We start from the raw sequence: 12,949 nt of genomic DNA on the forward strand, positions 1-12,949 counted from the left end.
CCGTTCAATTAGCGTCAAGATGAAAAAATAAAAAGACAGCGCCGGGGTGGCGCTGCTCATCAGGAATATACACGAACTTCAATCAGCTCGGCACAAGGAGCGCCGTTGGTCTCCTCGATTACGATACGCAAAGCCTTAGTTGATAGACAGTCCTTCAACTCAATTCGGTTAGTCCGCTTGCGATTGTCCTTCACGGATTGAACCAGAACCCGCTTGCCTCCCACCTCTGCCTCGATCCGGTACGTTTTCGCAAGTTCCGGAATGACTTCGAATGGAGTCCGGTGATGATGCAAATTAATGAGATCCTCATTCACATCATCATTCCATGTCAGAAGAATCTCTCGTATCACCACCGCATTTTCCCATTCCAACTCCACCCAGGCTTCCCTGTTCTCATTCTCATTCAGAGGAAGAGACATCCATGAATGAGGACCACCATAAGGGCGTTTATAGCCGTCGATCACTTTTCCAGGTACGTAGGAATGCGTCTCTCCTGCGATTTTAAAACAAAATGGCTTGCGATTGAGCGCCTTCATGCTCCATGCAACAACGGGCTGAGACTCATCATGATCCTCAAGTGAAGCGACGGCGTGCGGTGCTGCACCCTTCTCAAATGCCAACACACCGGATACTTGCTGACTGGACTGATGGAGTCTTATCCTGTCATTCTGCCTGACAATAACAAAAGCATTCTGCGGATGAGCAGGTTCCCATTTGATCTGAACAGGTACCCATCGTTCTTCTCCCTGAGCTACACTTATGGTCGTTTCCGCAATCTGATTTGCTGGAACATAGTTTTCTCCCCGCCCTGTATCCCAGAGTTCCACGTGGAGTTCCGTATTTTCCTCTGCCGATACCAGCAGCTCTATCCCCTGAAGCGAAGGATCAACGGGAAATAGAATTCCGATATCTCTCTCCAATGCATAGGACGCCACCGGTTGATCAATTGCAATCGTTGTACACGTCGTGGAAGCAGTTACTACAGCCTTGCGGGCCAGATCCTGGTTGTCTTCATTCCGTAATCCGATGACTGATGCATCCTGTCGCAGCAGCGTTTGCTGCAATTCCTCCAGATGCTGACTATGGATCGATCGCGGACATATCCCTTTGGTTGCACATAGCGCAGCAGCCGTTCCAGCGGCTTCACCCATTACCGCACAGGTAGCCATAACTCTTGTCGTGCCAAAGGCTACATGTGAAGCACTTACATTTCTCCCCGCAAAGAGCAGGTTCGACACATTCACCGAGTATAGTGAACGGTAAGGAATATGATAGATGCCGTCGGCATGCATATGCTTGGAACCACTGGCTTCGGCATACATGCCTTGCGGTGGATGCAGATCAATCGACCATCCGCCAAAAGCAATCCGGTCGGCAAACGGCTCTTGTGCAAGAATATCATTCTGGTTGAGTACATAATCTCCCTCAAAGCGCCTGTATTCTCTTTTCCCCGGAATGGAACCGACCCACTCCAGTGTCATCGTTTCTGCATCAAACTGTCCTGAATTTTTAATGTAATCCCAGATCCCGTAAATGACTGACCAGAGTTCGTCCCGAATTCGTTCGTTCTCGTGAACGGTGTCCAGTTCGCCACCCCATTCGATCCACCAATAATGACAGCCTGAATCACCGCTGCGAATAACACGTTTGATTGGAATGGGGGTTTCTTCAATATTCTTGGCAAAAGACGGAGGCACGAACCTGACAGGTCTGCCCGCATCCTGAGTGTAAAATAGCAGCGTGCTTCCCAGCGTTATCTGATCCGCAATCTCAGGTGCCCACTCTTCCCCATATTCATGTGCTGCCTCCCGCCCGAGACGATAGCGGGCTCCTGCCAGAAATCCGATCAAGCCGTCTCCTGAACAATCCAGAAAAACCGGACTTTCAAAGCGAATCCAGCGTTCCGACCCCATCATCCATCCTGTTACCGATCGAATATGCCGGTCTTCTTCCGTACCTTCCGCTTCCACCTCGTGTACATCTGTATTCAGAAACAGGCTGATCCGCTCTTCTGCGCGAACCGCTTCCATGAGGACCAGATCCCACAGATAGGGGTTGCCTTCCGGATTGCGGTACTGATTCTCCAGGAACAGCTCCCCCATAATACCTGTCTCACGAGCATACCGATTGGTTCCATGTGCCGTCGCTCCGCAAACCCACACCCTCACTTCGCTGCTTGAATTGCCGCCAAGTACGGGCCGGTTATTGATCAGTGACACCGTACTTCCCAATCTTGCGGCTGCAATGGCAGCACAGATGCCTGAAAGCCCGGCTCCTATGATTGTGATGTCACTGGTAATCTGTTCCCTTTTCATATCCATCACCCTTTCACGGCAGAATTGGTCAATCCCTGAATGATGTAACGCTGCCCTATAGCAAAGACAATGATCATGGGGATAATCCCTGCTGAAGCGGCAGCCATCATGCCGTTATAATCCACCGTATTTTCCAAAATGAAATTTTGCAGTCCCAGAGGAACTGTATACAGATTCTCGTCAATCAGAAACACAAGTGCATTCTCATAGTCGTTCCACTGCCAGGAAAAATCAATAATGGCCAGTGTGGCGAGTGCCGGCTTGGCAAGTGGAAGAATGAGACGAAAGAATATGCGGAAGTGTCCCGCACCATCAATAAAGGCCGACTCCGATATTTCATTCGGAATGGACAGGAAGAACTGACGAAGCATGAACACACCGAAAATGGTAAACAAACCAGGCAGAATCAATGCCAGATGGGTATTATAGATTCCCGCCCACTCAAACATGATGAACTTTGGAACAAAAAGCACTTGCGGTGGAATCATCATCATGGACAGATAGAGCAGAAACAGCGTATTCCGACCCTTGAAATCAATGCGGGCAAACCCGTATGCTGCAAAAGCGGATAGAAATGTGGCCCCTACCATGCCAATGATGGATATCTTGAGTGAATTCAAATAGTACGTACCGAAGCTTTTGGCACCAGACCATACTTTTTGATGATGCTCCCAGGTCAGATTGGATGGAATCCATTCAATGGGATATTTGAAGACTTCACTGGGTGTCTTCAGCGAGGTGCTGATCATCCACAGAAAAGGAATAATCATGACTATGGCCAGTGCCAACATGATGACGGTGATGAGCAAACTGCCAGGCTGCAAGATTGATAGACGTTTTTTGACTTCCATTTCTTCGGTCTCCCCTCATCATTTAATAATGGACCCAGCGTTTTTGGCCAACCCACTGAAGAACGGTAATCAGCAGAATAATGGCGAACAGTGCCCAGGAGACCGTTGCGGCATATCCCATGTCGTAATATCGGAACGCATTCTGGTACACATACAGGGATAGGATCGTCGTACTGTTACCAGGTCCTCCCTGCGTCGTAGCCTGGATGATTCCGAACGTTTTGATGGCCATGATCAGTCCGGTGACCAGCAGTAAAAATGTGGTCGGACTTACCAAAGGCCAAATAATTCTGCGTAAAATCTGAAGCGGTCTGGCTCCGTCGATCTTGGCTGCTTCCAGCAACTCTGACGATACTTCCTGTAAGGCAGCAAGATAAATAATCATGTTGTAGCCCAGCATAAACCAGATCCAGATGATATCGATGGCGTACATGGATGAGGTTGTCGTGGAGAGCCAGCCCGGCGGGTTATCTACGCCAATACTGCGCAAGAAACCGTTGATCGGACCCTGATTCGGTTGAAACATCAGCATCCAGACAAACGCCACGGCCACTCCGCTCGTGATATAAGGCATAAAGTACAACCCGCGCAGCAGCTTTTTTAGATAAATCTTTTGATTCAGGATGACGGCTACAATAAAACCAATCACGATCGAGACAGGCACAGCGAGCAAAAATATCAGGGTATTACGCAAGGATAAAAAGAACAGCGGGTCTTTCATCAATCGCTTGATATTGTCCAAACCTATAAACGTCATATCCGGGTTCATAAATTTGTAATCCGTGAACATGAGACCAAAAGAGTAGACGGCCGGGATCAGGAAAAAAAGCAGTACTCCCAGCATGTTTGGACCGACAAAAATATATCCCAGCATGCGCTGTCTTCTCATCCAGTTGTTATGCATTGTTCTTCGCCTCGTTTCTTCCAGGGATAACCCCAGTCTATCAACCCGGCAATGTTCCCATAAGTAACAAATCCACCTTGTTCATAAAACAGAATGATGCAAATAAAAGCCTTGCCATAGGCGGTCCGGTCAAGAAAAAACATCAATTTGTTCTATTCTGCGAATGGCTATCATTCTGATGCAAAAAAAGAGACTGCCGCCACAAACCCGGGGCAATCCCTTTTTGTTTTTTACCTTTTGTGAGTACACGTATCGTGTTGCTTTCCTTGTTGCTCTTGTTATTTGGCCGTCTTGAGAAAATCATTATGTCTGGTGACCATTGCCGAGAGGGTTGCATCCAAATCCTGTACACCCAGAAAATACTTCTCGTACTCCTGGGCACGCAAATCCATTACTTCCTGAGGCACGGTCCGAACATAGGTTGGCGTTTGATAATCAAACATAACATACATTAGTGACTCCTGATCATACGTATCTTTCTTGTCCCCAAGCATGCTCTCCATTGCTTTATCCTGATCTGCATCCTTGGAAGCAGGGAACCGGCCGCCCTCTGCCATTGGAGCCATGCCGCCATCCGCATACCATTTCAGAAATTCCCAAGCTGCTTCCTGATGTTTCGATTTTGCATTAATGGAGATGTAATCTCCCAGTCCACCCCGCATGACATAGCCATCTTTATCTTCAGACAAACGCGGCACTGGGGCGAAGGCGATGGTGAAATCACGCGGGTAATCGGTAAAATTGTTGGAGCTGCGGAGCAGCCAAGCCCCAATGTTAAGCATGGGTACTTCCCCGCTCAGAAACATCTGTTCCACAGGCATCTTCGATGTCAGCTGCTCTCCGAGCGGCGGTGTCGTCTTGTCTTCCACCATCATGGCATTCAGCGTTTCCAGCCACTTTCTCACCATGGGGTGATCCAGGTTGGACGTTCCGTCTGCTTTGGTGTATCCCTCCTGTGACAGCACGGAATCAATCGAATCAACAAACGGTTCCGTGTTCTGGATGAAGCCATATCCCTTATCCTTTTTTAACTTTTTCGCATATTCTCTCATCTCATCCCATGTCCAATCCTTCGGAACAGGCAGATTGGCCGCGTCGAGTGCGTCCTTGTTCAGTGCCACGAAATAGGTACTCTTTGTAGTAGGGACACCATAATACTTCCCATCAATTTTCCATCCTTCCGCATCAGCACCCATTTTCTCGTCGATGTTGTAGTCGGTGAATGAACTCAGATCCGCCGCTGCGCCGGATGCTACCCTTTTGGCTGTATGGGAAATCGTATAGTTCACAAACAGATCCACATCCTGCCCTGTCATGATCGCCGTATCGAGTTTAAGATTGCCTTCGTCGTCATTCACATAACGCACATATTCAATCTGTGTTTCAGGATGCTCCTTGTTCCACACATCAATGACTGCCTGCGGCCCCGCTTCCGGCGGTACGCCTCCCCACATTTTCAGCTTGACTGTATCACCGGAATTTTCAGACGCACCTGTCTGAGCATCGGTACCTGAACTGTTGGAACAACCTGCGATCATACCCACGACAAGCACAAGCGATACCATTCGTGAAACCAAGCCTTTTTTTCTCACCAAGAGACGACCCCCTCGTAAATTCTGGATTGAAGTTTGCAACTTAAGGATAGCAAATGAGTGAGAATGGTCGTAAGTAACAGAATCATGATTGCCATGGAACAGAAATACACATTTGAAACCGCTATCATTGGTTCAGGCGAATCATTTTGTTCTATTTCTGCTGACGGTACTGACTTGGCGTGGTACCCGTCATTCGCTTGAAGATTTTGATAAAATAATTATCGTTCATGAACCCGACCTGGTGGCCAATCTGGTTCACAGGCCAATCGGTATCGGTCAGGTACTCGATCGCTTTGTTAATTCGTGTTCGATGCAGATAATGAATCAGGGTCTCTCCGGTCTTCTTTTTAAACAGGGCACTCACATAGTTTTCACCCATCATGACGTAACGGGCGAGAAATTTCAGTGTTATATCCTGATCATAATGCTGTTCGATATATTGGATGATCTTATTCACTTCAGGATGCGTAATTTTTGCCTTGGGCGCTGTGGTTGCAGGGAGACTTGTTCGCTCGATTGGCACTTCCTTATGCGCTAACTCCTTGCTTATCTTCACGAGTGTTTCTCTCAAATCCGTCACACTCATCGACAGTTTCAGAATATAATTGGATGCCCCGTATTCCATGGCCTGCCGCATGGATTCAAAATCGCCCATGCATGTCAGCATCACAAATTTCGATTGTATTCCGGCCTTCCTTGTTTCCTGCAGCAGCATTAATCCATCCATTTGCGGCATGACAATGTCACACAGGACAAGATCCGGAGGGTCCTGCTTAATCATTGGTAACGCTTCCAATCCATTGCTTGCTTCCCCTGCAAGCGTGAAGCCCATGTCCTCCCAGCGAATGATCTCCTTCACGGACTCCCGGACGAACGTCTCATCTTCCACCAGCAATACTTTCCACATCGTAGTCCCTCCATTCCGTTAATCCTCGTCATTCTTGTTGCCTGGGGTTTCGTTCGCGTACGGTTCGGACAGCAGTACAGGCAGATGAATCCGGCATAGCGTGCCTTGTTCTAACGAGATCACCTCGAGTTCGCCCTTGTCCTTAAACAGAAGTCTCAGACGCTCCCTGATATTCTGCAGTCCAATACTCGGTCTCTGGCGACCCTGCTCCTTGTTATGATTCGAATGATCCATTCCTACCCCGTTATCCTCTACCTCCAGCGTCAAACGATCAGGCACGGCTGCATTTCTGAACATACGGATCTGTATCCGTCCTCCCTCAGTCATATTGCCAATCCCATGGCGAATCGCATTGTCAATCAGAGGCTGCAGACTGAGCTTGGGAACCAAGGCATACAACAATTCTTCGTCATAACTGAATTCTATATCAAACCCATTTCCATATCTGACTTGTTGAATATACAGAAAAGCTCGCGTCAGCTCCATTTCATCGCGAAGGAGAATGAGATCCACATCTGAATTAAGACTGGTCTCCAGCAGTTTACCGAGTGAAAGGCATATTTCCACCGTTTCTTCATTCCCGTTCCGCAGACCGATCCATTTCAGTGTATTGAGCGTGTTAAGCAGAAAATGAGGATTCATCTGAGCAAGAAGCATCTGAAAATGAACGGCATCCTTCTGCCTTTCTTCGATACGAAGCTGTTGAACCAAGCGGTTCATGTCTACCATCATCGTATTGAAGGTTCGGGTGAGATCCAGCACCTCTCCCCGGTGATTCTCCTCTGGCAGCCGAATGCGGAGATCCTTACCAACCGCTTCCTTCATCTTGACCTGCAATCGGGACAACGGTCTTGTGAATGTATAGGCAATCATGAATGCGATCGCAATAAAAAGGGCCGTAATGGCATAGAAAGTTGCGAAATAATGCTTCTTCAAGCTTTCAATCTCACCAAACAACAACTGCAATGGAATGCGGTTCACCATGTACCAATCCAGTGAAGGCAGATAACTGTAGTTAATGAGTGACTCACTGGACTTGTCAGTCCAGTATCCATTACTCGCCTCTCGGGAAACCTCCCGAATAACTTCATCGGATAGTTTAGACTCGGAATTGGAACGAGCAATCACTTCGCCCTGTCGGGTCATTATAAAATAGAGCTGGTCACTCTCGGACTTCTGCAATACAGACTGAAACCAGTAGGAGAAATCGATGCTGATTCTTGCCAGTCCGTAGGTATGGTTATTCCGGTCACGTAATTTGGCGTACAGGGATAATAGGGTCGGGCTCCTGGTCACATCACGGGATACGTAATTCTCATCATTCGATGTCCATACGTATGAAGTTCCGCTGTCCTGAAGGGCCAAAAAGGAACGATCCGATGCAACGGTGTCATAATCAAGCGGAACCTTGGGCTGATATGAGGTGTAGATATGCCCGTCTTCGTCGAGCAGCGTAAAATAAACGGATGGATTGTAGAGAAAAAAGCTGTTATTCAAACCTTTAAATTTGTCCTCCATACGCTCCTTGTTGTCCAGGACGGTGCGCTCACCGGGATTTTGGAGAATTCGGCGAACTTCGGAATCCTGTTCCAGGAAGATCAATGTTTTAAACGCGATACTGAGCTGATCTTCCAGCGACTGGTGGAGATTATCCAGCTGTTCGTGACTCTGTTCACTAATCTTCTGCTGCACAAGCGATTCAATTTTTTCGTAGTTGTACAGATTGAGAATGCTGAATGGAAGCAGAATGACAAGCGCGAAACCTGCAAACAAACGGTATTTGAGCTTATGGGGGATCATCCACCCCAGCCACTTCCGCATATGAACCGACTCCTTTTGCTGCCCTCTGGTGAACTTATTATATCACCGTGTAACTGCACCTGGATGGCTTACTTTTCCAACGTTATCTTCATTTTAAAGAACCAGGCACTCCAGTCATAGAAACATAATTCTCATTGCATAGAACATATCTACACATTAGGCGTATTTCCCTTCTTGAAAATCATGTTTTCATGCGCCGAATGTCCATTTATCATTTTATCCGTGAAATGGATCACTAATTTTTAACTGATTTCTTTTCCAATTGTAAGGGTACTCACTTCTTTTATTCTATGATATATTAACATCTACGAAAACGCTTTCAATACATAATCTGGATGTGATTCTTCCTTCGTATAACCTGTCTGGACTGTTTTATAATTGAGCTTTTACTCAGATCAAGCAAGCAAAATTCTTCAGTTCAACCATTTCAAGAATGAAGGAGACACTGTTAATGAAGAAAAATCGTAAAAACGTTCTATCCCTGACACTGGTTACAGCCCTGATTCTGTCTCTGTTCTCTTCTGCCATCGCCTCTGCGGCCCCTGATCACAAAGGCAAGCCAAGTAAACCTGCAGCCCCTACCAAAATTCAGTCTTACGTCAGCGCCATGGAACCAGGCTGGAATTTGGGTAATTCACTCGACGCTGTGGGCGAAGATGAGACCGCCTGGGGCAACCCTCGGATTACCAAGGAACTGATTCAGCAGATTGCAAAACAAGGTTATAAAAGCATCCGTATTCCTGTGACCTGGGAGGCACATATCGGCGAAGCACCCGATTACACCATTGACCCTGCTTACATGAACCGTGTACAGGAAGTTGTGAATTGGGCACTCGATGCCAATCTCTACGTCATGATTAATATTCACCATGATTCCTGGCGATGGATCAGTTACATGGAGAAGGATCATGATAATGTGCTTGCACGTTACAATTCTGCATGGACCCAGATTGCGAATCAATTCAAAAACGCTTCTTCCAAGCTGATGTTCGAGAGTGTAAACGAGCCCCGTTTCACGGAAGGTGGAACGACGGATACCGCAGTGGGGTACCGCATGCTCGATGAGCTTAATACTTCTTTTCATCAAATTGTAAGATCTTCCGGCGGAAACAACAAGACACGTCCACTCGTTCTCCCGACGATGCACACCTCATCCGCCCAAGCCGATCTGGATGCATTGAATGAGACCATCACGAAATTGAATGATCCGAACATTATTGCGACGGTGCACTATTACGGCTTCTGGCCATTCAGTGTGAATATCGCTGGTTATACCAAGTTTAATGAGGAAGTACAAAAAGACATCACAGACACATTCGATCGTGTATACAACGCTTTTGTAGCCAAAGGCATTCCTGTTATTGTCGGTGAGTATGGCTTGCTGGGCTTCGACCAGCATACTGGTGTCATCGAGCAAGGTGAAAAACTGAAATTCTTCGAATTCTTCGGACAATACCTGCGTCAGAAAAAGATGACCACCATGCTGTGGGATAATGGTCAGCATTTTAGCCGTACTAACTATAAATGGTCTGACCCTGAACTGTATAACACGATAAAAGCGAGCTGGAAAGGTCGTTCATCCACTGCCGAATCCGACTTGGTCCACCTCAAAAAAGGAGCTGCCATTCAAGATCAAACGATCCAATTGAACCTGAATGGAAACACCTTCAAGTCCCTTGCTCTCGGTAACAAGAAACTGGCTAAAGGCAAAGATTACACCATTAAGGGTAATGTGCTGACCCTGAAATCCAGTCTGTTGACCAGACTGACTGCCTCCGGCAATCTTGGTGTCAATGCGAAGCTTACAGCGAAATTCAACAAAGGCGCCGACTGGAACCTGAATATCATTACGTATGATACGCCTGTGCTGGGCGATGTTACAGGAACTACCGATTCTTTTGCCATTCCGACGACATTTAACGGAAACCAGCTGGCCACCATGGAAGCGACCTACGCAAGCGGAGGTAACGCCGGGCCGCAAAACTGGACATCCTTCAAGGAGTTCTCTTACACCTTTAGCCCGGATTATAGCCGCAATATCATTGAACTCAAACCGAACTTCTTCAACGAAACGAATGATGGGGAGGTTATTCTCAAATTCCACTTCTGGAGTGGAGAGGTACTCACCTACAAAATAACGAAGGACGGCACAAGTCTTGTTGGTAAAACGTCCTAACCTTGAATGCAAACGTTCTGTTCAGAGCACTGCTCTGGCAGAACGTTTTTGTTTTGACCAAAGTCCGAATAACGTACAAGTCATGCCTCATACCTTTACAGTAATTTGGCTTTGAGGAGGCAAAATCATGTTTAAACGGGTCGACCGCCTTGCGATTGAACTGCCGATCTCCAATAACCCGGACCCCAATGGAGCAAGCGCAGTTCAGGAACTGCTGGGTGGGAAGTTCGGCGAGATGTCCACGTTAAACAATTACATGTTCCAATCCTTCAATTTTCGGGGCAAAAAAAAGCTGCGTGCCTTTTATGACATTGTGGCAAGTATTACGGCTGAAGAATTCGGTCATGTGGAACTTGTCGCCAATACGATTAACTTGATGCTGGTCGGCACCACCTCTCCGGGAGATCCGGATACTACCCCGCTTCGTGCAGGCAAGGATGCTCGCATGACTTCACATTTCATTGAATCGGCCCAGACGGCACTCCCTTATGATTCCATGGGCAGACCCTGGAACGGTTCATATGTCGTCAGCAGTGGCAATCTAATCTTCGACCTGCTGCACAATTTTTTCCTCGAATGCGGTGCACGAACCCACAAGATGAGAGTGTACGAGATGACGGATCATCCGACTGCCCGGGAGATGACCGGATATTTGCTCGTGCGTGGTGGCGTACATATTCTCGCCTATGCCAAAGCCTTGCAGATTGCAACCGGTGTCGATGTGACCAAGATGTTCCCCATTCCCCGCCTCGACAACAAGGTTTTCGACACGACCCGGAAATGGGAAGCCATGGGCGAACATCGTAGGCTCTACACCTTTAGTGACAAGGATTATCAGAACATCGCCAAGATCTGGAAAGGCACACATCCAACGGATGGCGGAAAACTGGAGGCATTCGCAGGACTGCCAGGGCACAGCGGCGCCATTCCCGACCTGCCGGATCTGCCTGAAGAATTCGCCCCCGGCGTATCTGCAGAGGATCTGTTACAAATTGCAGAGCGCCTGAAGCGGCACGCAGGTTTGTAGTGCACATTAATATGCCCAAGCGGTTATCTCATTCAGATGAGATTGCCGCTTTTTTCATGAACTCCGTCCAATTACAAAACAAACGATATATCCCCGCTCCGGCTGTGTATGACATATGAGGCTCCCAGCCCGCGGTACATCAGATGAACTGGATTCAGGCTGCTCGTAACCACATAGAGCCGCTGTGGACACCAGCTGTGGCATAATTGAATATCCTGACAGCACTCCGGCAGATTCCGTTCAAATACAAACGCATGTTTTACCGCCCACTCGGAAGCCATGGGGATTCTGTCTTCCGAACCAGAGTTATAGAGGCGATGCACAGGAACTTTACCAATCAAATCAATCAGTTGCTGTTCCTCTTCAGCATTGTGGACAAGCACCATTACGCCCATTCCCCTCTTCAGCAATAAACGAACAAATTCCATTCCAGCTGAGCTCTGACCCGTTGAAACTAACATTACAGCTTCCTCCGACATCGTACTCCCTCACCTTCGTCTGCAAACCAGCAAGTACATCCACTGGCACGTTATGAGCGAATCATAGTCCTGTACCCATAGGGCTGCAAGCCACGGAGGGAACGATTATCTGCGTAAATCCCCATTTTCGGCAAAACTGCTGTTCATTTTACCTGTAATCTACTCCTGGCGTAATCTAGCTTCATTTTAATGCGGAGGAGATGTGCTAATGAAATAAACGGATGTACAGAGCCAAAACAGCAGACTGATCTTCATTTAATCGCTTACATCAAGTAATTATCTATCCGAATGCTCTTAAATGCCAACAAATGAAACTTCACAGCATTTTACTTTGTCGCCCGCGCAGCCTTAACATAAACCAAAGTATGAAGAACATCAAATGGCATTATTCCGATGGAGGTTGGTGGCGTGTTTCCAAGTTGTGAATTCATAAATCGATTAACAATAACCCATGAACAGAAGATTACTTCCATGGAAATCATTCGGTATGATATGCGAAAGTTGCCGTTACTCCCCTATGAACATGAAGATAGCTATTGTGGATTATTCAAAATCTCATGTGGAGGCATTCACGGGTTTGCGGAATTTAATGTACGAAAAGGTTCAGAGCCCGCCGATCTGGTCAAATGGGCTTCGGTATTCGGATTGTTAAAAGGGCTGAATCCGAAGCAAGCAATCAATTACATCGCTGAACACCAAACTCTGTGGGGAGAGGATCGTGTCCATTTTCTTCTCAAAGGCTTGGACAACCTCATCTGCAATCTGGAAAACAGTGAAGATTCAACTATGAGTCAGGAACAGGTACGTGCCTTCCTTATGGAGTATGCACTGACTTATTATTCGTTTTAGTGCTGTATCACTTGGCAAAAATCAA

The 12,949-nt window shown here is 47.2% G+C and carries 10 protein-coding genes; 3 read left to right on the forward strand and 7 right to left on the reverse strand.

The window, feature by feature from the left end; translation table 11 throughout:
* Positions 1-59: 59 nt before the first annotated feature.
* The 6 genes from ABGV42_RS07970 to ABGV42_RS07995 form a co-directional block, all read right to left on the reverse strand.
* Entirely contained in the window at positions 60-2,315 is a 2,256-nt protein-coding gene (locus ABGV42_RS07970; protein WP_347381193.1) for an FAD-dependent oxidoreductase, read from the reverse strand.
* A gap of 5 nt (positions 2,316-2,320) precedes the next feature.
* Positions 2,321-3,166 (reverse strand): carbohydrate ABC transporter permease, encoded by an 846-nt coding sequence (locus ABGV42_RS07975; protein WP_347381194.1) that lies wholly within the window; start codon positions 3,164-3,166, stop codon positions 2,321-2,323.
* A gap of 22 nt (positions 3,167-3,188) precedes the next feature.
* A complete protein-coding gene (locus tag ABGV42_RS07980; protein ID WP_347381195.1) occupies positions 3,189-4,070 on the reverse strand; it encodes a carbohydrate ABC transporter permease in 882 nt (293 codons plus the stop codon).
* A gap of 278 nt (positions 4,071-4,348) precedes the next feature.
* Positions 4,349-5,662, reverse strand: coding sequence for an ABC transporter substrate-binding protein (locus ABGV42_RS07985; RefSeq protein ID WP_347383176.1), 1,314 nt, complete (start codon positions 5,660-5,662; stop codon positions 4,349-4,351).
* Between the two features lie 154 nt (positions 5,663-5,816).
* A complete protein-coding gene (locus ABGV42_RS07990; RefSeq protein ID WP_347381196.1) occupies positions 5,817-6,572 on the reverse strand; it encodes a response regulator transcription factor in 756 nt (251 codons plus the stop codon).
* Between the two features lie 18 nt (positions 6,573-6,590).
* The gene (locus ABGV42_RS07995; protein ID WP_347381197.1) at positions 6,591-8,393 is read right to left on the reverse strand and encodes a sensor histidine kinase; all 1,803 of its coding nucleotides are present in this window, start codon (positions 8,391-8,393) and stop codon (positions 6,591-6,593) included.
* Between the two features lie 451 nt (positions 8,394-8,844).
* Between ABGV42_RS07995 and ABGV42_RS08000 the strand changes: the two genes are divergently transcribed.
* Both ABGV42_RS08000 and ABGV42_RS08005 read left to right on the forward strand, forming a co-directional pair.
* Positions 8,845-10,569 (forward strand): cellulase family glycosylhydrolase, encoded by a 1,725-nt coding sequence (locus tag ABGV42_RS08000; protein WP_347381198.1) that lies wholly within the window; start codon positions 8,845-8,847, stop codon positions 10,567-10,569.
* A 127-nt stretch (positions 10,570-10,696) separates the two neighbouring features.
* Positions 10,697-11,596, forward strand: a complete 900-nt coding sequence (locus tag ABGV42_RS08005) for a manganese catalase family protein (protein ID WP_347381199.1) — start codon at positions 10,697-10,699, stop codon at positions 11,594-11,596.
* A gap of 71 nt (positions 11,597-11,667) precedes the next feature.
* Here ABGV42_RS08005 and ABGV42_RS08010 read toward each other — a convergent pair whose 3' ends face one another.
* Positions 11,668-12,057 (reverse strand): hypothetical protein, encoded by a 390-nt coding sequence (locus tag ABGV42_RS08010; protein WP_347381200.1) that lies wholly within the window; start codon positions 12,055-12,057, stop codon positions 11,668-11,670.
* A gap of 489 nt (positions 12,058-12,546) precedes the next feature.
* Here ABGV42_RS08010 and ABGV42_RS08015 point away from each other — a divergent pair, with 489 nt between their 5' ends.
* Positions 12,547-12,924: a hypothetical protein gene (locus ABGV42_RS08015; protein WP_347381201.1), complete on the forward strand. Its 378-nt coding sequence runs from the start codon at positions 12,547-12,549 to the stop codon at positions 12,922-12,924.
* The last annotated feature ends 25 nt before the right edge of the window (positions 12,925-12,949 follow it).

The organism is Paenibacillus pabuli (genome assembly GCF_039831995.1).
Taxonomy (GTDB): domain Bacteria; phylum Bacillota; class Bacilli; order Paenibacillales; family Paenibacillaceae; genus Paenibacillus; species Paenibacillus pabuli_C.

Coding starts and splice junctions, on each gene's coding strand:
- ABGV42_RS07980 (WP_347381195.1), bottom strand. CDS start 4,070: ATGCATAACAACTGGATGAGAAGACAGCGCATGCTGGGATATATTTTT.
- ABGV42_RS08010 (WP_347381200.1), bottom strand. CDS start 12,057: ATGTTAGTTTCAACGGGTCAGAGCTCAGCTGGAATGGAATTTGTTCGT.
- ABGV42_RS07995 (WP_347381197.1), bottom strand. CDS start 8,393: ATGCGGAAGTGGCTGGGGTGGATGATCCCCCATAAGCTCAAATACCGT.
- ABGV42_RS07990 (WP_347381196.1), bottom strand. CDS start 6,572: ATGTGGAAAGTATTGCTGGTGGAAGATGAGACGTTCGTCCGGGAGTCC.
- ABGV42_RS07975 (WP_347381194.1), bottom strand. CDS start 3,166: ATGGAAGTCAAAAAACGTCTATCAATCTTGCAGCCTGGCAGTTTGCTC.
- ABGV42_RS08015 (WP_347381201.1), top strand. CDS start 12,547: ATGGAAATCATTCGGTATGATATGCGAAAGTTGCCGTTACTCCCCTAT.
- ABGV42_RS07970 (WP_347381193.1), bottom strand. CDS start 2,315: ATGAAAAGGGAACAGATTACCAGTGACATCACAATCATAGGAGCCGGG.
- ABGV42_RS08000 (WP_347381198.1), top strand. CDS start 8,845: ATGAAGAAAAATCGTAAAAACGTTCTATCCCTGACACTGGTTACAGCC.
- ABGV42_RS08005 (WP_347381199.1), top strand. CDS start 10,697: ATGTTTAAACGGGTCGACCGCCTTGCGATTGAACTGCCGATCTCCAAT.